Genomic DNA, 25,090 nt, shown 5'->3' with positions numbered 1-25,090 from the left:
AGCCGCCTCGATGGGTCGGCATGCGAACGAAGGCTCAGATTTCGTTTGCCCGGCGGTCATCAATCGCTATTTTCCGGCGCGCCGGGGAGGGGGCCGGTTTTTCGAAACCACCCCGCCACCTTGCCCGTCCGCCTCGCTGTCTCTTCGTAGAGAGGCATTCCTTTTCCACGATCAGAGGCCACCGGCCACCCGATATGTCCCAGAGAGTGTGCATCTCGCTCGACGCCATGGGCGGCGACCATGGCCCCACCACCGTGGTGCCGGGCGCTGCCATCGCCCGCGAGCGCCATCCCGAGATGACGTTCCTGATGTTTGGGGATGAGGCAATCCTCACACCCTTGGTGGCTGCCGAACCGCGCCTGAAAGGCGCCGTGGAGATCCGCCACACGACGATCGCGATCGCGATGGACGAGAAGCCAAGCCAGGCGGTGCGCTCTGGACGCGGGAAATCCTCGATGTGGCGCGCCATTCAGGCCGTGAAGGATGGCGAGGCCGACGCGGCCGTCTCGGCCGGCAACACCGGCGCCTTGATGGCGATGTCGAAGATTTGTTTGAAAACGCTGGCGGGAATCGAGCGTCCGGCCATTGCCTGTCTCTGGCCGACGGTCCGAGGCGAGAGCGTCGTCCTCGACGTTGGTGCGACTATCGGCACCGATGCCGAGCATCTCGTCGAAATGGCCGTCATGGGCTCGGCCATGGCCCGGATCGTGTTCGACCTCGACCGGCCCACGGTCGGACTGCTCAACGTCGGCACCGAGGAGATGAAGGGCAACGAGGCGGTCAAGGAAGCCGCCCGCTACCTGCGCGAGACCGATCTGCCGAACCTCAGCTATTATGGATTCGTCGAAGGCAACGATCTCGGCAAGGGCACGGTCGACGTCGTCGTCACGGAAGGATTCACCGGCAACATCGCTTTGAAGACCGCAGAGGGGACCGCCAAGCAGATCGCCAGCTACCTGCGCAGCGCCATGAGCCGGACGCTCTCAGCCAAGATCGGCTACTTCTTCGCCCGCCAAGCTTTCAAAGCCCTGAGGGACAAGATGAATCCGAGCCGAGCCAATGGTGGCGTGTTCCTCGGGCTCGAGGGCATTGTCATCAAGAGCCACGGCTCCGAGGACGCGAACGGCTTCGCGGCGGCCGTCGACCTCGCCCACGATATGGCTCGGCACGACTTGATGCGCACAATCCGCGATATGCTCGACCTGACACCAGCCGCGGCAACGTCATGACGGGAGCAGCGAACAAAAGGACGGAACCATGACGGTTACCACCGGGACGGTTACCGCTGGGAAATTCTTGCGGTCCGTCGTGGTCGGCTGCGGCTCCGCCCTACCGGCCCGTTGCGTCACCAACGAGGAACTGAGCCGTACCGTCGATACCTCCGACGAATGGATCGTGCAGCGCACGGGAATACGGCAGCGCTATCTCGCGGATGCCTCGGAAACGACAGCCGTCTTGGGCACCCGAGCCGCGCAAGCAGCGCTCGACCAAGCTGGACTGACCGCCAACGACATCGATCTCATCATCTGCGCCACCTCCACGCCCGATCATACCTTTCCGTCCACCGCAACCGAGATTCAGGCGGCACTCGGTCTGAGAGGTGGATTCGCTTTCGACGTCCAGGCAGTCTGCGCCGGCTTCGTCTATGCTGTGACCACCGCCGACAAGTTCCTGAGCACCGGAAGCGTCAAGCGCGCACTGGTCATCGGGGCCGAAACGTTCTCGCGAATCCTCGACTGGGAGGATCGTACGACCTGCGTTCTCTTCGGCGACGGCGCTGGCGCCATCGTCTTGGAAGCGCGCGAAGGCGAGGGCAACAACGGCGATCGCGGCGTCCTGAGTGCAAGCCTGCGCTCGGATGGCCGACACCGGGACAAGCTTTACGTCGATGGCGGCCCTGGCTCCACTGGTACCACGGGCCACCTGCGCATGACCGGCAAGGAGGTGTTCCGGTTCGCGGTCGGCTCGGTCACCGATGTCATCGACGAAGCCTTTCGCGGATCCGACACCACCGCGGAGGACCTGTCCTGGTTCGTACCCCACCAGGCGAATCGACGGATCATCGAGGCCTCGGCCGATAAACTTGGGATTGCTCGCGAGAAGGTGGTGCTCACGGTCGACCGACACGGCAACACATCTGCAGCCTCGATTCCATTGGCCCTCGACGTCGCTTGTAAGGATGGCCGAATCCAGCGCGGCGACCTCGTGATGATCGAGGCGATTGGCGGTGGGTTCACCTGGGGCGCAGCCCTCATCCGCTGGTAAGCGGGTCACCACCCGCCACGGGGTGCCTCACGCACTGTTGACCCCAGACTGAACGCCGATTAGCGTGCGCAATCATAGAGATACTAAGAAAACACGAATCGCTTCGGGGAATGTTTCATGACGGGAAAGACGGTCACACGCGCCGATTTGAGCGAGGCCGTCTATCAGCAGGTTGGCCTGTCACGCACTGAGTCTTCAGCCTTGGTCGAGACGGTTCTATCCGAGATTTGTACCTGCCTCGCCAGCGGCGAAACTGTGAAGCTATCCTCGTTCGGATCCTTCGTCGTTCGAAGCAAGGGCCGCCGGGTCGGCCGCAATCCCAAAACCGGTGTCGAAGTTGCGATCGAACCGCGCCAAGTCATGGTCTTCAAGCCCTCAAATGTGCTGAAGGCCCGCATCAACGGCATCAATGGCGCGGGCGAACACGACGACGAGTAGGCTTGCGATGTCCCTCGCCACGCGGATCGACGACATCAACGAGTCCCATTGCGAGGGGGGGCCTCCCGTGCGGGAAGCGCCTGAGAAGAGCGCTGGGGCATTCCGCACCATCAAGGAGGCCGCCGACGAATTGGACGTGCCTCAGCATGTCCTGCGCTTCTGGGAAACGCGCTTTGTCCAAATTCGTCCGATCAAGCGGGCGGGCGGGCGGCGCTACTATCGGCCCGAAGACGTTGCCCTGCTGAAGGGCATCAAGCGCCTCCTCCATGGGCAGGGCTACACCATCAAGGGCGCCCAGCGGGTGCTGCGTGAACGCGGCCTCCGCTTCGTTCAGTCGGTGGGACGCGGCGAAGCCGTCGTGGCCGCACCGTCGATTCAGGATGCCGACGTGGATGTTCAAGGCGTCGAGCTCCCCGCGGCCGAGCCCCTGAGCCCAAACCAGCGGGCAGCCCTGGTCGACGTCCTCGGTGATCTACAAGCGTGCCGCGAAGCCATCGCCCACCTGCGGCGGCTGCCCGAGAGTAAAGCCGGCTCCTGAGGGATCGAACCATCGCCCACTCGACGGTCGCGCTCACGATCCCCACATTCTCAACAACCGGACCGAATCCACCGCGTCCCGCGCGGATCGTCCGGCGTGATCGGAGTTCGTCCGCATGCTGCTTGCCCGTTCCTTCACCTTCCTGGCCACCAGCGTCGTTCTAGCCGGACCGGCACTGGCGCAGACCACGGTCACCCGCAGCGAGACCGCCGCCAGCGGCAAAAGCGTACGCCTTGCCATCGTACCAAACCTCAAGAAGGATTGTTCGACAGGTCCGATGCCGGAGATCCGGGTCAGCGGTGCGCCCAAGAACGGCTCGCTCATCACGAAGGTCGGCAAGCTCAAGACGCCGGCGAAATATCGTTGCCCGGGCAAGGAGGCCGCAGTGCAGGCCGTGTTCTACCAGAGTAAGGACGGCTTCACTGGCGCCGACGAAGTGACGGTGGACGTCAAGGATTCTGACGGGAACGTCCAGACCCAGAACATCAAGATCACGGTCGGCGCAGCAAAACCTGATTTGACGGCGAAGAAGGATGCTACCGACCTCTGAGCCGCAGTCGGGGCCGCGGCGTGGCGTTGTCCGCGTGCCCCCACACCGAACCCAAGGGGCAGGCCGGAGTGTTGCCCTGTCGCACGCATCGCGCGGTCAAATTCCGCCGTGAATGCGCTGCGACAAAACTGGGCCTGTCAGTTGCATCCAAGGCGAGACAGGATGAAGCTGTCGCTGTCGTGAGGGGATCGGAAAGCCTATGCCGTCGACGAACGACCTGTTCCAGAGCTTCGCCCGTGGCTACGAGGCGCGTCGCGATACGGAGATGAGCCTCTCCGAGTATCTCGAGGCGTGCCGCGACGAGCCGCTGATGTACGCCTCCGCAGCCGAGCGCATCCTGGAGGCCATCGGCAAGCCAGAATTCGTAGACACCGCGAAGGACCCGCGCCTCGGGCGCGTGTTCATGAACCGCACCATCCGCATCTATCCCGCCTTCGCCGAGTTCTACGGAATGGAGGAGACGATCGAGCGCATCGTGTCGTTCTTCCGCCATGCGGCGCAGGGATTGGAAGAGCGCAAGCAGATTCTCTATCTGCTTGGGCCCGTCGGCGGCGGTAAGTCATCTCTGGCCGAACGCCTCAAGGCGTTGATGGAGACCCACCCCATCTACGTTCTGAAGGCCGGCAACGAGGTCTCCCCGGTCTTCGAGAGTCCCCTTGGGCTGTTCGACCCCGAGGCGATGGGAACCGAAATCCAAGAGCGCTACGGCATCCCCAAGCGCCGCCTGACCGGACTGATGAGCCCCTGGGCCCTGAAGCGGCTCGACGAGTTCAACGGCGACATCTCGAAATTCAAGGTGATCAAGGTTCGGCCGTCGCGCCTTCGCCAGATCGCCATCGCCAAGACCGAGCCCGGCGATGAGAACAATCAGGACATCTCCAGTCTCGTCGGCAAGGTCGATATCCGTCGCCTGGAGACCCTCTCGCAAGCCGACCCCGATGCTTACTCGTACTCGGGTGGCTTGAACCGGGCGAACCAGGGCGTTCTCGAATTTGTCGAGATGTTCAAAGCCCCGATCAAGATGCTGCACCCTCTCCTGACCGCCACGCAGGAGGGCAACTACGTCGGTACCGAGAACATCGGGGCGATCCCATTCACAGGCATCATCCTGGCTCACTCGAACGAGTCCGAGTGGCAGACCTTCAAGACCAACAAGAACAACGAAGCTTTTATCGATCGCATTTACGTGATCAAGGTGCCGTACTGCCTCCGGGTAACCGAGGAACAGCGGATTTACGAGAAGCTGGTCTCCGGATCCGAACTATCCGACGCTGCCTGCGCGCCGGGTACCCTGGAGATGCTGGCCCGCTTCTCGGTGCTCTCGCGCCTACGCGAGCACGCCAACTCCAATGCTTTCTCGAAGATGCGGGTCTACGACGGTGAATCCCTCCGCGAGGTCGATCCTCGCGCCCGTTCGATGCAGGAATACAAGGACGCTGCCGGCGTTGACGAGGGCATGGACGGGATCTCCACCCGCTTCGCCTTTAAGGTGATGGCAGCGACCTTCAACCACGATACCACGGAAGTTTCGGCCGATCCGGTCCACCTCATGTACGTGCTGGAGCAATCCCTGCGGCGCGAACAGCTGCCTCCGGAAACCGAGAAGCGCTACTTGGAGTTTATCAAGACGGAGCTGGCTCCGCGCTACGCGGAGTTCATTGGACACGAGATCCAGAAAGCTTACCTCGAATCTTACCACGACTACGGACAAAACCTGTTTGACCGTTACATCGACTACGCTGATGCCTGGATTGAGGACCAGGACTTCAAGGATTCCGAGACGGGCCAACTCCTCAACCGCGAACTCCTCAACCAGGAACTGACCAAGATCGAGAAACCGGCGGGCATCGCCAATCCGAAGGACTTTCGGAACGAGGTGGTCAAATTCGCGCTGCGCTCTCGAGCGCAACACGGCGGCCGCAACCCGTCCTGGACGTCCTACGAGAAGCTGCGTGAGGTCATCGAGCGACGCATGTTCAGTCAGGTCGAGGAACTCCTGCCCGTTATCTCCTTCGGCTCTAAGAAGGACGGCGAGACGGAGAAGAAGCACGGCGAGTTCGTCGACCGAATGGTGTCGCGCGGCTACACCGAGCGGCAGGTGCGCCGTCTGGTCGAATGGTACATGCGGGTGAAGCAGGCAGGCTAGGGCGCGCAATACGTCCCGTCCTACAGGTGAAGGGGCGGCCACTCCGGTGGCCGCTCCGGCCAGTCGATCCCACATTGATTCCGAGGGTGAAGGCACACACACCGGATGCACATCGTCGATCGTCGCCTGAACCCCGGGGGCAAAAGCCTCGCAAACCGCCAGCGCTTTTTGCGCCGGGTGAAGGATGTGGCCCAGCGGGCCGTGCGGGAATCCGCGCGGGAAAAGGACATCAAGGATCTCGGCAAGGACGGCCGCGTCTCGGTCCCGGTCGATGGGGTTCGGGAGCCGCGCTTCGCACGCCAACCCGGCACCGGCCTGCACGACCACATCCTGCCGGGCAACAAGACCTACGTGGAGGGCGACCGCATCGAGCGTCCGCCATCGGGTGGCAGCGGCAAGGGGTCGGGGGAGGGCGGAGAGGGCTCCGAGAACAGCGAGGATGCCTTCCGCTTCGTGCTCACCCGAGACGAGTTCCTCGAACTCTTCCTTGAGGACCTCGAACTGCCGGATCTGGCCAAGCGCCGCCTCTCGGTGGTGGAGACGGAAGGGCTGCGCCGCGCTGGCTACACAACCTCGGGCTCCCCCGCCAACCTCGCGCTGACACGCACCCTCCGTAACTCGATGTCGCGCCGCATCGCCCTGAAGCGGCCGAAGCCCGACGAGATCGCGGCCCTCGAAGCGCGGATTGCCGCCGCGCCGTCAAGCGATCCCGACCTGCCTGACATGTTGCTGGCTCTATCTGCTCTGAAGGAGCGTACGAAGCGCATTCCTTACGTCGATCCACTCGACCTCCGCTATCGCCGCTTCGAGCCATATCCCCGACCGGTAGCGCAGGCAGTGATGTTCTGCCTGATGGATGTGTCGGGTTCGATGACCGAGCATATGAAGGACTTGGCCAAGCGGTTTTACATCCTGCTTCATATCTTCCTGACCCGGCGCTACCGACACGTGGAGATTGTTTTCATCCGCCACACCGACAAGGCGACCGAGGTGGACGAGGAAACGTTCTTCGGATCGCGCGAAACCGGCGGAACCCTGGTGTCCTCGGCGCTGGTCGAGATGAAGCGCGTCATCGCCGAGCGCTACGACCCGAACGACTGGAACATCTACGCCGCGCAGGCCTCCGACGGCGACAACGTCTCCAGCGACGGCCCGACCTCGACCGAACTCCTGCGCGCCCATATCCTGCCGGCCTGCCAGCACTTTGCCTACCTGGAGGTCGGCGACGAGAACGGCCCTCGGGCCGGCTTCGTCGAGCACCGCACCACCCTGTGGCGCACCTACGAGGGCTTGGCGAAGACGGGCGCGCCCATCGCCATGCGCAAGGTCAATCACCGCCGCGACATATACCCGGTGTTCCGCGAACTGTTCGGACGCAAGGACACCCGGGCGGAAGCCGAGGCTTAGGCACCCGCGTATCGCCACACTGGCCGCGCGGGACAGTCACCCTCCAGGAAGGCGTACATCGCATGGTCGGCAGCATCATCCGCCCCACGCCCCAGATTATCCCCGGCGGACAGGATCCGCTCTACACTGGGAACGATTGGGACTTCGACACGATTCGGCGCATCCATGACGCCTGCGAAGCCGAGGCGCGGGACCTCGGCTTGTCCTGGTATCCGAACCAGATCGAGATCATCACTGCCGAGCAGATGCTCGACGCCTACGCGTCGATCGGCATGCCACTGTTCTACAAGCACTGGTCGTTCGGCAAGCACTTCGCCCAGCACGAGGCCGGCTACCGGCGTGGGATGATGGGACTTGCCTACGAGATCGTCATCAACTCGGACCCGTGCATCTCCTACATCATGGAGGAAAACACGGCGACGATGCAGACGCTGGTCATCGCCCACGCGGCCTTCGGCCATAACCACTTCTTCAAGAACAACTACCTGTTCAAGCAATGGACTGATGCTGAAGGCATCCTCGATTATCTCGACTTCGCCAAAGGTTTCATCTCGCGCTGCGAGGAGCGCTACGGCCATTCGGCAGTGGAAGCCGTGCTTGATGCCGCTCATGCGCTGATGAGCCAGGGGGTCCACCGCTACCCGCGAAAGAAGCGACCCGATCTCGCTTCCGAGCAGCGCCGCGAGCGCGAGCGCGCTGAACACGGCGAGCAAATCTACAACGACCTTTGGCGCACCCTGCCGCAGAAGGTGTCGACCGGGCGACCGGATGCGGCAGCGGAGCGGCGCAAGGCCTTGCTCGAACTTCCGCAGGAAAACATCCTCTACTTTCTCGAGAAGGCCGCGCCCCGACTGCGCCCTTGGCAGCGTGAGATTCTGCGCATCGTGCGCCTCGTGGCTCAATATTTCTATCCGCAGCGCCAGACCAAAGTGATGAATGAGGGCTGCGCCACCTATTGCCATTACCGGATCATGAACTCTCTTTCCGAGAAAGGTCTGATTGGGGAGGCAGCTTATCTTGAGTTCCTGCAGTCTCACACCAACGTCGTGCGTCAGCCAAATTACAATGAGCGCGGCTATAACGGCCACAATCCTTACGCCATCGGCTTCGCCATGATGCAGGACATCGCCCGTATCGTGGAGCAGCCGACCGAGGAGGATCGGGAGTGGTTCCCAGAGATCGCCGGCACAGGCGACGCGATGGCGACCCTACGCGACATCTGGGCGAACTATCGCGACGAGAGCTTTATCGCCCAGTTCCTGTCGCCTAAGCTCATGCGCGACATGCGCCTATTCCACGTTGTTGACGATCCGGACGAGTCGGAGCTCTACGTCGAGGCGATCCACGACGAGCGCGGCTACCGCAGGATGCGTCGCTCCTTCGCCCGGCAATACGATGTGGCTTGGCTAGATCCGGACATCGAAGTGGTGGATGTCGACCTCGAAGGCGATCGGCGCCTCATCGTGCATCACCGCGCTTTGAACCGCATCACGCTTCAAAAAGACGATGCCAAGCGGGTGCTGCAGCATTTGGCCGATCTCTGGGGCTACGATGCGGTTCTGAAAGAAATCGATCCGGCCAACGACACGGTCCTTGTGGAGCATCACGCCACCGCAAGACCGATCTTCTTTTAAGCTCATGTCACTAACAAACGAGAAGCAATTTTTCGACTCGGGCGACAACGTTTTGCCCAAGGTGGATTGGCGAAGCCGCCGAGGCGAGATAGCCTATTCCCATGATGAATAACGATCTGCGCGAATCGCGTGCCGCTTTGATCCTGCTTGCCGTGGCCGTCGGCTCAGTCCTGATCTTTGGCGCAGTTACGGTTCTGATCCAGCTTTGACGAGCGCAACACTTCGTCTTAATGGGTCCACGGTGCCGTTCTATTGAACTTGAAGTTGTCCGAATAGGACAATCCTTTACGCAAAATCGGTTTCTGCGGCTCCTCGACCCGGTAGGAAAGACCTGAGCGGGTTGCGTATGCCACCGCCTCTTCCTTGCTTTCGAATTCGAGATGAACCTGTTGCAGCATATCTGACGAGCCGATCCAGCCCATGAGCGGGTCCGTTTCGCGTGGCGAGGTCTGATCGAACTCGATTACCCAAACCTTCGCACGCGCAGTTCCGGACTGCGTCGGATCCTTCGCAGGTTGATAAATGCGGGCGCTCGACATCGGATGGTCCAACTCCGGAAAGCCGCGGCAAACGAATGGTCGGGGCGATAGGATTCGAACCTACGACCCTCTGGTCCCAAACCAGATGCGCTACCAGACTGCGCTACACCCCGACACGCTTGCGCGTAGAGGGGACGTACGGTTTCGAGACGCAAATGGCAACAGGTGCCGAACAGGATGTCGGTGATGAGGCTCACCAACTGACCCGTTCCCTGGAGAAAACGAAAAACGCCGGTCCCCCGCATGATGCCCCTTTGGCGATTGATGCTGCGGGCAACCGCAGGACCAAGTACCGACCCGAGATGTTGCTGAATGCTCCGGTAAGACTGCCCGTTACCAGCCAGGATTCAATAACCAGAAAAACGCACCTTAACTCACTGGTCACGATAATCGCAGTCGAAGGACCAATTGAGGTCGGAGCATGCTATGGAATCTCTAACGAGGGCATAGCGATGATTTTGATCCTACTGGCAGCCATCAGTGGAAGCGTGTTGACGATGGCGATCTTGCTGCCGCAAGGCATCTGGACTGTACTAATCTGTGCTCCTTTGATGGGAAGCCTCTTTGGTGGCGTGGCAGCCTTCGTGCTCATGGCGCGGCGTGGCGAGGATTGGGCTACCGGAACCGGCTTCGACCAGAGCGGCAGCGACCAGACCGACGCGATGGTCAAATCTCTGCGTGACATCGCCACGAAGGGTCGGGTTTCCGGTGAGATGATGCAACAGGCGACTACCGCGGGCGGGAAAGATTCCAAGGCAGCATAACAAGCTGCCTTGGGCGGTGGAGATTGGACGTATACACAACTCGAGAACGACACGGATCCCACCGAGCTCTCGGCTTGGTCGGATCGGTGTCGTTCTCGAATTTTCCGTTGCGTTGCTGCCTAGCTTGGACGTTTTAAACCCAGAACGAATGACGGCTTTCCGCCTTCGCCCGCCTTCAGATCACGAAGGTGATCCCGAGCTTCCGTCCATCCCGCCAAACGACGTGGCAGCGGCGCGGCTTAGCATAGGCGGACATCATCAAGGTGAACTGATCCGGCACGGCTGCAGGTGACTCGACCTCAATCTGCGCACCAGTCTCCGACTGATTCCAAACAAGGCAGTCAATTGCAGAGGTACCAACGTCCAGTGCCAACGAACCGATACGGAAAGCATCCGAGCGCCGGGCCGCCCGACGATTCTGCTCCACCCTACGTCTCCCGGCTTAGTGTCTAAAGGCAGTAGACGCGGCGGACGTTAACGATTTTTCGTCGAGACCGCGGAAATCCACCTACTGGCCTCGAAGGTCAGACGCGCACATCGACAAGGCGACTCTGCCCAGGCACCTCATCGTCACCTCTCGCATCCAGGCTCTGCTGAAACGGCTCAACGACAACTGAAACAGTTCGCGGCTCGGTCTCGTGGCGGAGAGCCGCGGTATTTCGGACATCGTGCAGGATCTCTGTGGCTCGGATGAGACCCACTTGCGTGATGGGAATGGTGATTGCCATAGGCGTCGATCCTTCGAAAAATTTCGATGGTCTCCGCTTCGTTACGCCAGGATATCGAGAACTTGGCGTTCCGAATCGATAGTCGACTTTAGAACTGCCGTATTCAGACCAATATTCGCTTGTTCTTGAATGAGCTGAACAGCCGTTGTCGAAAGATCGACCTGGGTTGCACTCGGCAGGCTGGTACCGAAGGTTGATATTCCCTCGGCCGCAGTGGCGTAGCGCTGTGTTGCCGCCAGAAGACCGCCGCTGCTGGCCGAAATTGAGCTGACCATTGCTTCCTCCTCGCACCAAAAGTGAGGCAAGCATGACAGCTCTGAATTTATCGTTCTGCAAATACATCGCATTGGATAGACCGAGCGCCTGTACCCGCTGCCATGCGAGAAGCTTGACCTAACGCTGTGGGAACACCACGTCACCGACGGGCGCGATCGGTCCCGCCCATCGTGCACCTGCCACGGAGAGCTCAATGATCGATCTGTATTACTGGCCGACCCCGAACGGCCACAAAGTGACGATGTTCCTTGAAGAAGCGGGCCTTTCCTACACTCTTCATCCCGTAAATATCGGCAAAGGTGATCAATTTAAGCCGGACTTCCTGAATATTTCGCCAAACAACCGAATGCCGGCGATCGTCGATCGTGAGCCAACCGGTGGCGGACCACCGATCTCGCTCTTTGAATCCGGCGCGATTTTGCTCTATTTGGCCGAAAAGACTCAGCGCTTCTTCGCCAGTGATATTTCAGGCCGCGCGGAGGTCCTGCAATGGCTATTCTGGCAAATGGGTGGTCTCGGACCAATGCTCGGTCAGAACCACCACTTCACCCAGTACGCGCCGGAGACCGTGCCCTACGCCATCGAACGATACGTCAAGGAAACCAACCGACTTTACGGCGTTCTTGATCGACGCCTTGCGGACCGCTCCTTTGTCACCGGGGCAGATTACACCATCGCCGACATGGCATGTTATCCGTGGATCGTACCGCACGAGAAACAGAGGCAGTCCCTGGAAGATTTCCCGAATCTCAAACGCTGGTTCCATGCCATCGCAGAGCGGCCGGCAACCAAGGCTGCCTACGCTCGGGCCCCGGAGATCAATCCTGACTTCGGTAAAGCGCTGAGTGAGGATGCCAAGAAGGTCATGTTCGGCCAGACGGCGGCGACGCGAGGATAAGAGGCGTCAACGCTTGAGGCTGTCGAGCGGCACGGGGGCGGCATGCGGACGCGTTGCCAACATACCGTCCAGAAGAGCCAGAACCTCGGCCCGGCCGCAATTCGCAGCCGGTTCGAAAGGTGTCCAGGTCTGGGTGAAGTCAAGTTGCGCGAAAACGTCCCGATAGCGTCGTAACTCTTTCGTGGTCAGTGGCACTCCGCGCACGAAAGCCTTGTGCGCGGAAATGGTGAGTGCCTTACGAAGATCGTGCGGATCGAGTTCGAACTTCAGCGCGTCGCCGCAGAACACGATTTTTCGTGCTCGATCGAAGAGGATCGCATGGCCGTCGAAATGGCCGGCGGTCCGGTGCAGTTCTAGGCCGGGGAGGGGCTCCAGGAAATCATCGTAGGGCCAGGAGACCTGCAGGGCAGCACTCCAGACAAAATCCGCCGCAGGCAGGCAGAGTTCGGGGTCGAAGCGATCCTGTAATTGCACAAGCGCCCCGTACGCATGCGGATGGGACGAGGACAACACCTGCATTCCTCCGAGGGCAGCGATGTGCTGGAGCGCCGCCTCGCTGAAGACCGGACAGGCCTCGAAGCCCATGTTCCCGGTTGGCGTTTGGATCAGGTAGGCGCTGGGACCGATCCCGGAGACGGGATCATTCCAAAAGCGCCAGATCCCAGCCTCGAGTTCTTCCCAGTGACAGGGGAATCGGTCCTGGGCCTCGCGTTCACTCCAGAACTGCCAGCCTTTCTGTGGCACCACGTGGCGCGCGTCGAGGCACATCGGGCAAGCCGGTGGCTTCTCGAAGTGGCGCTGCCAAAATCCACAATTGTCGCAGGTGTAAGCTGGCAGATCGAGGGCGCCGGCGAAGGGCAGATATCCGGGAGACACGGGACCGTCGCTCTCGTTGGCGGCAAAGGCCGCGGGTAGCCTCAGGCTGAGGCATCGGCATATAGGCCAAAGTCGGACCGTGGCCATACGGCCGTCTGCCTGAACTCGACCGGAGGATCATGCCTGTTCCCAATTTGCCGCTCGCGCATCGACCCGTTCCGAGCCTTGCCTTCGACCTGACGCGCCTGATCACGCGGCTGCGGCACGCGAGCCCGAGCGGGATCGACCGGGTGGATCTGGCCTATGCACGCCATTTTTTGGGGCAGGCCGGTGAACGCTTCGGGTTGGTCTCGACCGTTCTCGGACCGAAGGTCCTCAACAGGGAGGATGCGATCCGCATCGTCGATGCGGTGACAGAGGGCTGGGTCGAGGATCTCAATGCGCTGCAGGACCCGATCTATCGCCGATTGGCTTCCGAGCTGAGTGACAGCCCGACGGAGATTGGCACGAAGCAGACGGCGCGCAGGCAGGGCAGCACGACACGGCGCCGTATCCAGGCTGAAACGGCAGCGACCGTGTTGCCCGCTTGCGGACCCGACATACTGCCCCAGGGCACGATCTATCTGCACACCTCACACCTGCGCCTCGACAAGCCCGAGCGTTTCGACTGGCTCTACGACCGCCGCGATATCCGCGCGGTCTTCTTCGTCCACGACCTGATCCCGATCGACTACCCGGAATACGGTCGGCCGGGGGAAGCGGAGCGGCACCGGATCCGGATGGACACCATCGCGCGCCACGCCTCGCATGTGCTGGTCAATTCGCGGGATGTCGGTAACCGCTTCTCCCGATACTGTAAGGCACGTGGCTTACCAAAGCAGTCCGTCACGACGGCCCTGCTCGGCGTTGAGCCAGTGTTCCAGCCCCTCGGAGAGGGGACCTACGGAATTCCCCATCGACCGACTTTCGTCGTCTGCGGCACGATCGAGCCGCGTAAAAATCATCTCTTGCTGCTGCATCTCTGGCGCGACCTTCACGAACGCCACGGCGCGAACACGCCACGCTTGGTGCTCGTCGGCCGACGGGGTTGGGAAGCAGAGAACATCATCGACATGCTGGAGCGCTGTCCCGCGATGGCGATGCACGTCACCGAAGTGAGTGGCCTGTCGACCCACGGTCTCGCGGCACTCCTGCGCTCTTGCACGGCGCTGCTGATGCCGTCCTTCGCCGAGGGGTATGGGCTTCCCATCGTGGAGGCGGCAGCCAGTGGACTTCCCGTGGTCGCGTCGAACCTTGCGGTGCATCGCGAGATCGGCGGCGAATTTGCACACTTCCTAGATCCCCTCGATGGTCTTGGCTGGAGACAAACCGTGGAGGACCTCGCGCAGCCCAATTCGCCAATGCGTCGTACCTTGGTCGAACGGATGGCGGGCCGGTCTCTGCCGACCTGGACAAATCACTTCGCAACGGTCGAGGGTGTGTTGGCGCGGGTCGTTTGCGGTCCTGACGTCTGACGAATAAGAACAGGCGTCACCCGGGGTCGCCGGCACTGGCAGGCATCAGACAGGGACCGAACGGATGAAGGTTGTCGGCTTGGACCGGGATACGATCAAGGCCGGCTTAGCCGACCGATCGCTCCTGTTGATCGATGTACGGGAACAACACGAGTTCGATCAGGGACATATCCCTGGATCGATCACGCATCCCCTCTCGACTTTCGACGCCGCAGAAATCGCTGACTTGGTCGTACGCGACGGCCGGCGTCCGGTTTTTTCCTGCATGTCGGGCGTGCGCTCCGTCCATGCTCTGTCCGCGGCGCAGCAAGCCGGTCTGTCCATCGAGGAACATTATGCCGGCGGTTTCAAGGATTGGGCCAGCTCAGGCGAGCCAATCGAGATCTGATCAGAATCAGTTCGAGTCGAAAGATCGTCCAGCCGAACATCTGCGTTCCGCTGATCATGTGTGGCAGCGCACGACACGCCACGCGCCGTACCTCTAGCTGGCGCATCGTAGGGAATAACCATATGCGCATGCGCTCGCTCTTCCGACTTCTTCCGCTCCTCGGCCTCGTCGCGACCACCGGCGCCGGACCAGCCCTGGCACAGGCGCCGGGGGGGCCGCCGCCGAAGGTCACCACCGCCAAGCCGGTCGTGCGTGAGATCGTCGAGACCGACACCTATACGGGCCGCTTCGACCCGGTGGACATCGTCGATGTCCGTGCCCGGGTCACTGGTTACCTCGATAAGGTGAATTTCACGGACGGTGCCACGGTCAAGAAGGGCGACCTGCTCTTCGTCATCGACCGTCGCCCCTACAAGGCTGCGCTGGATCAGGCGCAGGCTGCACTCGTCTCGGCGAAAGCGCGCCTGAATTTCTCGCAGACCGACCTCGACCGTGCGCAGACCCTGAGCAAATCCGGCAACATCTCTGAACAGGTCACCGATCAGCGCCGTCAGGCCTCGCAGACCGCGCAGGCCGATGTCGACAGCGCCGATGCGCAGTTGCGCCAAGCCCAGCTCAACTACGACTTCACCGAGGTGAAGGCACCGATCTCGGGCCGCATCAGCCGGCGCCTGGTCACCGAAGGCAATATCGTCATCACTGATCAGACCCAGCTGACGACGATTGTCTCCCTCGATCCGATCTATTTTGGCTTCACGGTCGATGAGCGCTCGTTCCTGAAATATCAGGGTAGCCTCGGTATCGGCATGGGCCAGACGCAGAAGGGCAAGGGCGTACCGATCCTTGTGGCGCTGACGGGCGATGAGAAGCCGACTCGCAAGGGCACGCTCGACTTCGTGGACAACCGCGTGGACAATGCCACAGGCACGGTACTGCTGCGCGCTACGGTCGAGAACCCGGACGGCTTCATCAAGCCGGGTCTTTTCGGCGTGGTCTCCCTGCCGGCAACGAAGCCCTATCAGGGCATCTTGCTGCCCGACGAGGCAGTTTCAGCCAACCAGGATAAGCGCATCGTCTATGTGGTTGCCGATGACGGCACGGTATCGCTGCGCGAGGTCAAGCTCGGTCCGAAAGTCGATGGCTACCGAGTCATCCGCGACGGCCTCAAGGGCGACGAGAACGTGGTGGTAAACGGCGTGAGCCGCGTTCGTCCTGGCGCGAAAGTCACGGCTGAAGCGTCAACTCTGCCGCCGAGCAAGACCTGATACGCATCCCAATGCGATAGGCCCCGGCCGTCCGCGGCCGGGGAGCGGCCAACAGACCGCGGACGAAGAAACGGTGCCGCCTCGGACCCGCGCGTGCGGTCCGTTTGCGGCGAGAGGTTCAAGCGATGCGTTTTGCCCACTTCTTCGTCGATCGGCCGATCTTCGCGTCGGTCACGTCGATCGTCTTCCTGATCCTCGGTTACGTCGCCTACCTGGCCCTGCCGGTGGCGCAGTATCCGGAGATCGTGCCGCCGACGGTGACGGTGCGCGCGAGCTTCCCGGGCGCCAATGCCGAGACGGTTGCGGCGACCATCGCGACGCCGATCGAGCAGGAGGTCAACGGCGTCGACAACATGCTCTACATGACGTCGCTGTCGACCAATGACGGCAACATGCTGCTGACGGTGACCTTCAAGGTCGGCACCAACCTCGATATCGCCAACGTCCTCGTCCAGAATCGGCTCTCCGTCGCTCAGCCGCGTCTGCCGCCAGACGTACGCAACCTCGGCGTCACCGTGCGCAAGGCGTCGCCCGACCTGATGCTGGTGGTGCACCTGCTGTCACCGAAAAAGACCTACGACCAGAACTACCTTGCCAACTACATCTACCTGAACATTCGCGACGAACTCCTTCGCCTCGACGGCGTCGGCGACATCACGATCTTCGGCGGCAACGAGTACGCCGAGCGCGTCTGGCTCGACCCGAACAAGCTCGCTGCCTACGGCCTGACCACCTCGGACGTCATCACATCCTTATCCGAGCAGAACGTGCAGGTGGCAGCCGGCGCCCTGAACTCGCCGCCGGCCGCCACGGGCCAGGCCTTTCAGCTCATCGTGCAGTCTCAGGGCCGCTTCCAGAGCCCTGAGGAATTCGCCGACGTCATCGTCAAGGCCTCCGATGGTCGACTCGTTCGCGTGAAGGACGTGGCGCGCGTCGAGATGGGCCAGAAGGACTACACGACCAATTCGTTCCTGAACGACACGCCGGCCATCGGCATCGGTGCTTTCCAGCGACCCGGGACCAACGCGTTGGATGCAGCGGCATCCGTGCGCAAGGTGATGGACAGCCTCAAGAAGAACTTCCCACCGGACATCGAGTACCGCATCGCGTACAATCCGACCGAGTTCATCGAAGAGTCGATCCACGAGGTCTACAAGACGCTCTTCGAGGCCGTAGGGCTCGTGGTCATCGTGGTGCTGGTGTTCCTCCAGAGCTGGCGCACGGCGCTGATCCCCGTCATCGCCATTCCGGTCTCACTGGTCGGCACCTTCGCCGCCATGTCGGCCTTCGGGTTCTCGCTGAACAATCTGACCCTGTTCGGCCTCGTGCTTGCCATCGGCATCGTCGTCGACGACGCGATCGTGGTGGTGGAGAACGTCGAGCGCAACATGGCGGAAGGCTTGTCGCCTGGCGACGCCGCCCACAAGACGATGGATGAGGTCGGCGGCGCGGTCATCGCCATCGCGCTCGTGCTGTCGGCGGTGTTCATTCCCACCGCCTTCATCCCCGGTATTACCGGCCAGTTCTACAAGCAGTTCGCGCTGACGATCGCGGCGTCGACCATCATCTCGATGTTCAACTCGCTGACGCTCTCGCCCGCGTTGTGTAAGCTTCTGCTGAAGCCCCACCACGAGCACGCGAAGCCGAAGTTCTTCCTCTTCCGCTTCGTCGCCTGGCTGGCGGACATGTTCAACAAAGGCTTCGACTGGCTTTCCAACACCTATGGCCGGATCATCTACGGTCTGACGAATTACGCGATCGGGTTGATCGCCATGATGATCGTCTATGCAGGGGTCATCGCCGCGACCCTGCATCTCGTCCAGACCACGCCCACTGGCTTCATTCCCGACCAGGACCAGGGTTACCTCATCGGCGTGGTGCAGTTGCCCTCGGGTGCCTCCCTCGACCGTACCACCGCTGTGGTGAACCGGGCGGCGGCGGCGGCACGCAAGATCGAAGGCGTGACCAACACCGTCATCATCGCGGGCTTCGATGGCGCGACCTTCACCAACACGACGAACTCGGGCGTGATGTTCATCACCCTGGCGGGTGCCAAGGAGCGCGCGACGCAAGGACGGAGCGCGGCGGTGATCACCAACGAGGTGATCAAGGCCACCGCCGACATCCAGGAGGCCCGCGTCATCGTCATCCCGCCTCCGCCGGTGCGCGGCCTCGGTCAGGGCGGCGGCTTCAAGATGCAGATCGAGAGCCGACAGAGTTCGGCCATCGGTCCGTTGCTCGGCGCCGTCGGCGAAGTCCTCGGCAAAGCAAACCAGAGCAACGACGTCCAGCGGGTGTTCACCACCTTCGGCAATGATACTCCGCAGCTCTATCTCGATATCGATCGCACCGTGGCGCGAATGCTCAACGTGCCGCTGTCCAACGTCTTCTCGACCGTGCAGACGGCATTGGGAGGCGCCTACGTCAACGACTTCAATACGCTGGGCCGCATCTATCAGGTTCGCGTTCAGGGCGATGCGCAGTTCCGCGTCTCGAAGCAGGACATCGAGCAGCTGAAGGTCCGCTCCTCCACCGGCGCCCTGGTGCCCATGGGGACGCTGGCCACGATCCGGGAGATCACGGGTCCGCAGATCGTCCAGCGCTTCAATCTGTACTACTCGGTCCCGGTCCAGGGGACGGCCAAGCCCGGCATCTCGACCGGTCAGGCCCTCGACGCCATGGAGGCCATCGCCAAGGACACGCTGCCCGATGGCTACTCCTATGACTGGACCGAAATCGCCTATCAGCAGAAAGCCGCAGGCAACACCGCGATCTATGTCTTCGCCCTCGGTGTTCTCCTGGTGTTCCTGGTGCTCGCGGCACAGTATGAATCCTGGGCGTTGCCTCTCGCGATCTTGCTGGTGGTACCGACAGGTGTGCTCGCAGCTTTGTTCGGGGTGCAGTTGCGGGGGCAGGACAACAACATCCTCACCCAGATCGGTCTGATCGTGCTGATCGGTTTGGCCGCCAAGAACGCCATCCTGATCGTGGAGTTCGCGCACCAGCTCGAGGAAACCGAGCGCAAGGGGCCGGTGGCCGCCGCCGTGGAAGCTTGCCGCCTGCGCCTGCGCCCGATCTTGATGACCGCCTTCGCCTTCATCCTCGGCACGGTGCCGCTGGTGATCGCCACGGGCCCGGGCGCCGAGATGCGTCAGGCGCTCGGAACCGCCGTGTGCTTCGGCATGATCGGCGCCACGGTGTTCGGCCTCTTCCTGACCCCGGTCTTCTACGTGGTGATCCGTAAGCTCCTGATCTGGATCGCGAAAAAGCGCGGGAAGGATCCGCACGACACCACGCCGGACAAGCACGATCCGCACGCGGCGCCCTCCCACGCCTGATACGACCCAACAGCCCGGACGCGGATACCGCGCCCGGGCTTCACGTTAGGGGTTGCGCCCCGCAGACCGGAAAGCTAAAGACCCCTCAGCCCGAAGGGGCCGTCGGAGCGTAGCGCAGCCCGGTTAGCGCACTAGTCTGGGGGACTAGGGGTCGGAGGTTCGAATCCTCTCGCTCCGACCAATTAGATCAATCACTTAACCCCAAAGTGACCGATCATTCAGAGCCGGTTTGCAGGATGGTTTGCATCCTCCGGTTCCTACGATGCTCGTCCAGCTTCGCGATCGCAGAGCGCGCGAGGGCACGGGTTCGAGCAAGATACCGATCCAAAATCTTCTGAGCGTGGGCCTGCGAGTGCCCCGTAATGGTGGCGATCTCCGGCACCGTGCAGCCGGCCTCTGCCAGCATCGTGACCGCCGTTCCACGCAAATCGTGGAAGTGCAGCCTCTCGCTGATTGCGGCGGCTTCGAAGGCTGCGGTCCATTCCTCGTGAAAGCGGCGCTTGCCCCAAGCGACGCCGGCTTGCGTCACGAGAACCGTCGTTGCGCGTCGGGGCGCGGCATCCAGAGCAGCTTTGAGAGCTTGTGTCGCCGGAACGTAGATCATTCTGCGGCTCTTCCCCTGGCGCAGGGTGATCGCCGACCCGTCGTATGCGCTCCAGGGTAGGGCGAGGAGATCGCCCTGGCGCTGCCCCGTATGCAGGGCCAGCATCATGGCAAGGCATACCTCGGGTCCAGCTGCGCGCTCGAACGCCTCAACGTGCTCCGGCAGCCAGATCATCTCGGATCGGTCCGATCGATAGGCACGCTCAAACGTTGCCACCGGATTGTGCTTCAGGTGCCCTCGGTCGACGCCCCAGGCGAACACGCGGGCGAGGCGAGCCAGCTTCGCGTCGGCGGCGCGCGGGTGCGTCTCGGCCAGATCCTCGTGCCACTGCAGGAAGGCAGGCCGGCTCCGAGGATTCTCGACGATCGTGAGAGGAGTCGTGCCCCAGCGGGCCTCGCACGCCTTTAGGTCGAAAGTTGCGATCTCCCTGGTCGAATCGGCCAGCTTCTTGGTCCAGGCGTTCGACGCCTTGTACTGTCGGATAAGCCACTCGACGGTGCCGGCACTGCGCGCCATCGCGGCGGTACGTCCCGCAGCCTCGAACGACGCAACGAACTCTGCGGTCCCAGGTTCGCCTTGGAGCTTCGTACCGGTGGCCCGGTGGTAGTAGTAGAACCGCTCGGACCCGTCGGCGAGCTTCTTGCGGACCTTGTTGATCCCCCTCAGCCTAACGCGCATTTTGAGCCAGCCACTCGTCGATTGACGGGGCGGCATCAGCGACGAGACCTGACCGCCGGTCAAGCGCCCGGTCGATAGCCCTTCGATCCCAGCGCTGCGTACCCGAAATAGGGCCGGGGATGATGCCGCGGCGGCGCCAGTTGTCGAAGGCTTCAACGGTTTCGCAGCCACAATACTCGGCAGCCTGCTCTCGGCTAAGGCCGCGTGGGAAGAGGCCGATCGGAAGCGTGGTCAATCCGTCCTCCTGTCGGCCTGCGGTCTCTCCCCCTGACGGGTTGTTTCGGGCGGGGTGGCGAGGATCTGGGAAGCTACCCACGACCGCATCCGCGACCAGCGTTCCTCGGGCGTCTGCCTGCCCCATGCTTCATCGTTCTCGAAGACGATTTCCTGCGCCAAGGCGGGCGCGATTTCGAAGGTGCTGGCGACGGCTTGGTAGTTTTCGGGGTCCAGCTTTTCCATGTTGACGCCGCGCGCTTTGCCGAGCGCACCCAGTGCGCAGACGTTCTCAAAGCCAGTGCTGTCCTCGCGCACAAGGTCGTCGGCGATCAGGCGCTTTGCGGGCATTGCGTCTAGTGCGGCCAGCAGGTCGCGAAGAAACGCCTGGCCTCGCTTTCCGCGCGCTGCTGAGTTGACGGCGCCGCGCCAACGGATAGAGGTCCACTGATCGTCGCAATCATCGTAGTACCCAGACCGGCTCATCGATCGCTCTCCCCCGTCTCGGGCTTCTGCGTCTCGGGTGTGTTGGTGGCGAGGGCCGTCATGACTGCCTCCGCTCATGTCCGGTGAGACCCTGAAGCTGCACCTTCGGCTCAAGTGGCAGCATGGCGTCCAGCGCGGCCTCTGCATCGGCTTCAGGGCATCGCGAGTGCCCATGTCGGATCTTGGTGAGTGCGTCGCGAGCGATCTTGAGTGATCGCTGCAACTCGATGACGCGCTTCTTGTCGCTCATCGGCTCTCCCCCGTCGCGTTGTGGGCGGTAGCAAGGCACCGGATGGCGGCGGCCACATCTCGCAAGACGACAGAAGCGAGGTCCCAACGCCCATGCCCTATTTCATTTTCCAGAAGCGCGTCTCGCAGCTTTATCGCCAGCGCCTGCTGCTGATCCGCGACCTTCGCCGCCTCCTCAAGGCCCTGCCGTCTCCCCTCGGCGCGGGCTTCTGCGAGAGCGGTGGCGATGCTTTCCAGCGGCCAGAGAGGGCGTGACAGCTCGCCGTCCTTGCAGCATTTTGCGTCGATGAACCCGTAGTCGTTCGCCGTGTCGCGGCCGGGAACAACCCAGCAGTGAGGTTCGCCAAGGCTCTCAAGCATCGGTCTGCTCCTGGTTGGATAGGGCGGTGCGGATCATCCGGGCGACGTCTTTAAGGGCGAGGGCTTGGCCGGCGTAGTGAAGCGGCGCGACCTCGCTTTCGTCCTCATGGGGCTGGGCAGCTTTCATCCGGCAATAGGCCCGCTGGTCTTCAATTCTTTGCAGCAGCCTCTCCGTCTCTGCTCTCATGCGAGTGAGGTCGGCTTCGGCGGCGCGCATGCGGTCGTTCTCGATGACATGCTGCGCCAGCAGCTCACCGATCTGCTTGGCCTGCGCAGCGTTGGCTTCCTTAAGCAACGCAATGTCAGCTTGGTCTTCGTCCCGCTCTCCCGTGAGGCGGGCGATCTCCGAGGCGATGGGGCCGGAAGGATCACAGAGGGCCTGAGCGATAAGCCGGGCGGCCCGCTCCAGTCTCGCGGACGGATCTCCGCCAGTCAGCACATCATACGCCGTGCGCGCCACCGCCTCGCGCAGCGCCTCCGAGACGGACGGGTGAGTTTTGGTGGTCATGCGGATGCCTCTCGATTGGTGAGGCTGATGTTCCGTGGTAACGTAACGGCATGATTTCGCGCGGCTTCCGCTACCAGCTGGAACCGACGCCAGAACAGGGAGACCTGTTCCGGCAGTTCGCAGGCGTATGCCGTCTCGTGTACAACCTCTCTCTGGAACAGAGAGAGACCTGGGGCCGGAGACATCGGCTTGGTTACGTTAGTCAAGCTGCGGAATTGACCAGACTGCGCGCTGAGTTTGACTGGGTGCGTGCCGTTTACGTATCCTGCCAACAGCAGGCGATGCGCGATCTGGATAGAGCCTTCCAGAATTTTTACGCTGGCCGATCTGCTTTCCCTCGCCCTCGTCGTCGCGGTGTGGATGACACCTTCCGTTTCCCTGGCCGCGAGATCGCAACGAAGCGGCTCAATGCTGACTGGTCGGCAGTTCGATTGCCAAAAATCGGATGGGTGAAATACCGCGATAGCCGTCCGATCCGAGGTGTGGTCAGAAACGCTGCTATATCCCTCGACCCGCTCGGCTGGCACATCTCCTTCGCCTCCGAGATTGTTCACGAAGCGCCCGCGCCGCACCCGGATGTCGTCGGCATCGATCGTGGCGTAGCGACAACCCTCGCCCATTCTTCGGGTGAGACCGTGAGCATGCCTGAGACCTTGGAGCGGATCGAAATTCGCAAGCGTAAGGCGCAGCGGGTCGTCGCTCGACGCAAACGCGGGTCCAATCGTCGCCGCCGAGCTTTGGCCCGCGTCGCCCGCCTTCAGGCTCGCCAAGCTCGTATCAGACGCGAATTCCACCATCGTGCAGCTCTTGATATCGCCAAGCGCTTTGGCATTGCCGTGCTCGAAGATCTCAACACGAGGGCAATGACGAGTGCTGCGCGGGGCACAGTTGAAGAGCCGGGCAAGAAGGTTCGGCAAAAAGCCGGCCTGAACCGGGCCATCCTGAGCGCAGGGTGGTATCAGTTTGCGACCATCCTGAGGTACAAGATGGAGGAGCGTGGCGGTCAAGTCGTCACTGTACCAGCTCGCTTCACGAGCCAAACCTGCGCTGCGTGCGGTGTCGTTGATGCAAGGAGCCGCGAGAGCCAAGCGCGCTTCGTCTGCATCTCGTGTGGTCACGCCGACCACGCCGACATTAACGCGGCGATCAATATCAAACGGCGGTGGAGCACACCGTTGCTGGACGTGGAGGGTTTGCATAGGCTGCCCTTTGAAGCGTCAACTGGAGGAGGTCTCGCGATCTCTGAAAATCCCCGACTAAGCAGTCGGGGAGGATGTTAACGTCCGCCCTCCTGGGTCTGAGCGTCGGCCTGCGAGCGGTTTGCTACGGGGAGGCGAACCGATATGCCGACCTTGTCCGAAGTGGCGTTGAACTTGGCGACCACGGCGGCGCTCAGGTCGATGCCGGCCGTCACGGCGCAGAGGTCCGCGCAGATCACGACGTCGGCCAGTTCCTCAGCGAGATCGGCTGGCGTCGCTCGGCTCCCACGCCAGCCCTGGCGCTCGCGCTCCAGCTTCTTGATGACGTTGCAGGCTTCGCCCGTCTCGCCCGCAAGCTCGTTGCCTCGGAACGAGAGGTCTGGCACCTGCTCGGGGCACCATTCGGCCTGACGTGCGATGTTCGCCGCATGCAGAGCCGTCAGGGTCAGAGACCCGTCCCCCTGCTCCGTGCTGTCGGCCTGGGGAGGCGTGGGGGTGGCGGCGCGCTCTCGAAGCGATGTGAGGTGCTTTTCGAAAGCGATGCCGTCAGCGATGCGCGCAGCCTTTTCTACCGCAAGCGCAGTCTGTTCCATCTCCATCGCCCGGAGGTAGGCAACGGCGTGCTCGCACTTGAACCAATCCTGGCGGGATAGTGTCTCCACGGGGCGGCTCGCCTCGGTCCCGGTGGGCTGGGTGGCGAGGGCGGGTTTCAGATCAGGTATAGGGGCCGGGGCCGGGGCCGGCTTGAACCGGCCGTCGTCCATCTCGGACAGCGGGCGAACCCAGGTCGCCCCGGTGATGACGTTCCGATAGACGGCCACGAAGGCGTAATCGGCCAGCGGTTCGCCTGTTTGCACCTGAGCTTCGCGCGTCACGATCTCATACCAGCCGCCAGACTTGACATGCTGGACGTACTCCACCCCTCCCGCATCGACCGGGCGAGACGGGGCCTGTGCGGGGGCTGTCGGGGCGGCGGCGAGCAAAGCAGCACGCATATCGCATAGAGACGTATCCAGCGCGCAGCCAAGGTCTTTGCGCCAATCTTCGCCGGGATAGAATGCGTCCATTGCGGCGTGGAGCTGCTGTTCGGTCGGGTAGCTCTCCAAACCTGCCGCGTCTGAGGCCGGAGGCGCGGTGAGCGCGGCGGAATGCACGGCCCGGATCGCACGCGAGAAAGCTTCGAGGACGTGCGGCTCTGCCGAGAAACGAACCGGAAGCAGCGTTTGCCAAAACAGCTCTTCGGCTTCCCGCACCCGGTTCTGGCTCATGGGGGAGTGGGTCATGGGGCT

General features: G+C 62.2%; 25 protein-coding genes and 2 tRNA genes. 16 read left to right on the top strand and 11 right to left on the bottom strand.

The window, feature by feature from the left end; genetic code table 11:
* Positions 1-194 precede the first annotated feature (194 nt).
* The 8 genes from plsX to ACV7NL_RS19545 all read left to right on the top strand — a co-directional run bounded on the left by plsX (position 195) and on the right by ACV7NL_RS19545 (position 8,978).
* Positions 195-1,229: a phosphate acyltransferase PlsX gene (gene plsX, locus ACV7NL_RS19580; RefSeq protein ID WP_056482113.1), complete on the top strand. Its 1,035-nt coding sequence runs from the start codon at positions 195-197 to the stop codon at positions 1,227-1,229.
* A gap of 28 nt (positions 1,230-1,257) precedes the next feature.
* Positions 1,258-2,265 (top strand): beta-ketoacyl-ACP synthase III, encoded by a 1,008-nt coding sequence (locus ACV7NL_RS19575; RefSeq protein ID WP_463356585.1) that lies wholly within the window; start codon positions 1,258-1,260, stop codon positions 2,263-2,265.
* Positions 2,266-2,382: 117 nt separating this feature from the next.
* Positions 2,383-2,703 carry an integration host factor subunit alpha gene (locus ACV7NL_RS19570; RefSeq protein WP_056184209.1) on the top strand — a complete coding sequence of 107 codons (321 nt, stop codon included), beginning with the start codon at positions 2,383-2,385 and terminating at the stop codon, positions 2,701-2,703.
* Between the two features lie 7 nt (positions 2,704-2,710).
* Complete coding sequence (locus ACV7NL_RS19565) at positions 2,711-3,241, top strand: MerR family transcriptional regulator (protein ID WP_463356584.1); 531 nt, start codon at positions 2,711-2,713, stop codon at positions 3,239-3,241.
* Positions 3,242-3,356: 115 nt separating this feature from the next.
* Positions 3,357-3,791, top strand: a complete 435-nt coding sequence (locus tag ACV7NL_RS19560) for a 4-aminobutyrate aminotransferase (protein WP_463356583.1) — start codon at positions 3,357-3,359, stop codon at positions 3,789-3,791.
* Between the two features lie 199 nt (positions 3,792-3,990).
* Positions 3,991-5,937 (top strand): PrkA family serine protein kinase, encoded by a 1,947-nt coding sequence (locus tag ACV7NL_RS19555; RefSeq protein WP_247636792.1) that lies wholly within the window; start codon positions 3,991-3,993, stop codon positions 5,935-5,937.
* A 105-nt stretch (positions 5,938-6,042) separates the two neighbouring features.
* Entirely contained in the window at positions 6,043-7,344 is a 1,302-nt protein-coding gene (locus ACV7NL_RS19550) for a YeaH/YhbH family protein (protein ID WP_463356582.1), read from the top strand.
* A gap of 62 nt (positions 7,345-7,406) precedes the next feature.
* Complete coding sequence (locus tag ACV7NL_RS19545) at positions 7,407-8,978, top strand: SpoVR family protein (RefSeq protein WP_463356581.1); 1,572 nt, start codon at positions 7,407-7,409, stop codon at positions 8,976-8,978.
* Between the two features lie 227 nt (positions 8,979-9,205).
* Here the strand turns inward: ACV7NL_RS19545 and ACV7NL_RS19540 are convergent, their stop codons facing one another.
* Both ACV7NL_RS19540 and ACV7NL_RS19535 read right to left on the bottom strand, forming a co-directional pair.
* Complete coding sequence (locus ACV7NL_RS19540) at positions 9,206-9,517, bottom strand: ETC complex I subunit (protein ID WP_463356580.1); 312 nt, start codon at positions 9,515-9,517, stop codon at positions 9,206-9,208.
* 36 nt (positions 9,518-9,553) lie between these two features.
* Positions 9,554-9,630 (bottom strand) — tRNA-Pro (locus tag ACV7NL_RS19535).
* 42 nt (positions 9,631-9,672) lie between these two features.
* On the opposite strand from ACV7NL_RS19535, the gene ACV7NL_RS19530 reads away from it, so the two are divergent.
* Positions 9,673-10,281: a hypothetical protein gene (locus ACV7NL_RS19530; RefSeq protein ID WP_463356579.1), complete on the top strand. Its 609-nt coding sequence runs from the start codon at positions 9,673-9,675 to the stop codon at positions 10,279-10,281.
* 175 nt (positions 10,282-10,456) lie between these two features.
* On the opposite strand, the gene ACV7NL_RS19525 is transcribed toward ACV7NL_RS19530, so the two are convergent.
* Positions 10,457-10,708 carry a pilus assembly protein PilZ gene (locus ACV7NL_RS19525; RefSeq protein ID WP_056184196.1) on the bottom strand — a complete coding sequence of 84 codons (252 nt, stop codon included), beginning with the start codon at positions 10,706-10,708 and terminating at the stop codon, positions 10,457-10,459.
* A 342-nt stretch (positions 10,709-11,050) separates the two neighbouring features.
* Positions 11,051-11,284 (bottom strand): hypothetical protein, encoded by a 234-nt coding sequence (locus tag ACV7NL_RS19520; protein WP_463356578.1) that lies wholly within the window; start codon positions 11,282-11,284, stop codon positions 11,051-11,053.
* 194 nt (positions 11,285-11,478) lie between these two features.
* Between ACV7NL_RS19520 and ACV7NL_RS19515 the strand changes: the two genes are divergently transcribed.
* Positions 11,479-12,183 (top strand): glutathione binding-like protein, encoded by a 705-nt coding sequence (locus ACV7NL_RS19515; protein ID WP_463356577.1) that lies wholly within the window; start codon positions 11,479-11,481, stop codon positions 12,181-12,183.
* 6 nt (positions 12,184-12,189) lie between these two features.
* On the opposite strand, the gene ACV7NL_RS19510 is transcribed toward ACV7NL_RS19515, so the two are convergent.
* Complete coding sequence (locus ACV7NL_RS19510) at positions 12,190-13,059, bottom strand: MBL fold metallo-hydrolase (protein WP_463356576.1); 870 nt, start codon at positions 13,057-13,059, stop codon at positions 12,190-12,192.
* A gap of 119 nt (positions 13,060-13,178) precedes the next feature.
* Here ACV7NL_RS19510 and ACV7NL_RS19505 point away from each other — a divergent pair, with 119 nt between their 5' ends.
* The 5 genes from ACV7NL_RS19505 to ACV7NL_RS19485 all read left to right on the top strand — a co-directional run bounded on the left by ACV7NL_RS19505 (position 13,179) and on the right by ACV7NL_RS19485 (position 19,685).
* Positions 13,179-14,513 carry a glycosyltransferase family 4 protein gene (locus ACV7NL_RS19505; protein WP_463356575.1) on the top strand — a complete coding sequence of 445 codons (1,335 nt, stop codon included), beginning with the start codon at positions 13,179-13,181 and terminating at the stop codon, positions 14,511-14,513.
* Positions 14,514-14,577: 64 nt separating this feature from the next.
* Entirely contained in the window at positions 14,578-14,901 is a 324-nt protein-coding gene (locus ACV7NL_RS19500) for a rhodanese-like domain-containing protein (RefSeq protein WP_056184185.1), read from the top strand.
* A 128-nt stretch (positions 14,902-15,029) separates the two neighbouring features.
* On the top strand, positions 15,030-16,166 hold the full coding sequence (locus tag ACV7NL_RS19495; RefSeq protein ID WP_200935840.1) for an efflux RND transporter periplasmic adaptor subunit: 1,137 nt from the start codon (positions 15,030-15,032) through the stop codon (positions 16,164-16,166).
* Positions 16,167-16,291: 125 nt separating this feature from the next.
* Positions 16,292-19,504, top strand: a complete 3,213-nt coding sequence (locus tag ACV7NL_RS19490) for an efflux RND transporter permease subunit (protein WP_463356574.1) — start codon at positions 16,292-16,294, stop codon at positions 19,502-19,504.
* Between the two features lie 103 nt (positions 19,505-19,607).
* Positions 19,608-19,685: transfer RNA gene (locus ACV7NL_RS19485), tRNA-Pro, on the top strand.
* Positions 19,686-19,718: 33 nt separating this feature from the next.
* Here the strand turns inward: ACV7NL_RS19485 and ACV7NL_RS19480 are convergent.
* The 5 genes from ACV7NL_RS19480 to ACV7NL_RS19460 form a co-directional block, all read right to left on the bottom strand.
* The gene (locus ACV7NL_RS19480; RefSeq protein WP_463356573.1) at positions 19,719-20,849 is read right to left on the bottom strand and encodes a tyrosine-type recombinase/integrase; all 1,131 of its coding nucleotides are present in this window, start codon (positions 20,847-20,849) and stop codon (positions 19,719-19,721) included.
* 168 nt (positions 20,850-21,017) lie between these two features.
* Entirely contained in the window at positions 21,018-21,485 is a 468-nt protein-coding gene (locus ACV7NL_RS19475; protein ID WP_463356572.1) for a hypothetical protein, read from the bottom strand.
* A 58-nt stretch (positions 21,486-21,543) separates the two neighbouring features.
* Positions 21,544-21,735 carry a hypothetical protein gene (locus tag ACV7NL_RS19470; RefSeq protein WP_463356571.1) on the bottom strand — a complete coding sequence of 64 codons (192 nt, stop codon included), beginning with the start codon at positions 21,733-21,735 and terminating at the stop codon, positions 21,544-21,546.
* On the bottom strand, positions 21,732-22,094 hold the full coding sequence (locus tag ACV7NL_RS19465; protein ID WP_463356570.1) for a hypothetical protein: 363 nt from the start codon (positions 22,092-22,094) through the stop codon (positions 21,732-21,734). Before ACV7NL_RS19465 ends, ACV7NL_RS19470 begins: the two co-directional genes overlap by 4 nt.
* On the bottom strand, positions 22,087-22,602 hold the full coding sequence (locus tag ACV7NL_RS19460; protein WP_463356569.1) for a hypothetical protein: 516 nt from the start codon (positions 22,600-22,602) through the stop codon (positions 22,087-22,089). The genes ACV7NL_RS19465 and ACV7NL_RS19460 overlap by 8 nt, the downstream gene beginning before the upstream one ends.
* A 50-nt stretch (positions 22,603-22,652) precedes the next feature.
* Between ACV7NL_RS19460 and ACV7NL_RS19455 the strand changes: the two genes are divergently transcribed.
* On the top strand, positions 22,653-23,882 hold the full coding sequence (locus ACV7NL_RS19455; RefSeq protein WP_463356568.1) for an RNA-guided endonuclease InsQ/TnpB family protein: 1,230 nt from the start codon (positions 22,653-22,655) through the stop codon (positions 23,880-23,882).
* Here the strand turns inward: ACV7NL_RS19455 and ACV7NL_RS19450 are convergent.
* On the bottom strand, positions 23,879-25,084 hold the full coding sequence (locus ACV7NL_RS19450) for a MazG-like family protein (RefSeq protein WP_463356567.1): 1,206 nt from the start codon (positions 25,082-25,084) through the stop codon (positions 23,879-23,881). The genes ACV7NL_RS19455 and ACV7NL_RS19450 overlap by 4 nt on opposite strands.
* Positions 25,085-25,090: the final 6 nt, after the last annotated feature.

It is taken from the genome of Methylobacterium sp. Ger2507 (assembly GCF_055231875.1).
Note: the sequence above shows the minus strand (reverse complement) of the source record. Positions and strands in the feature narration are given on the sequence as shown.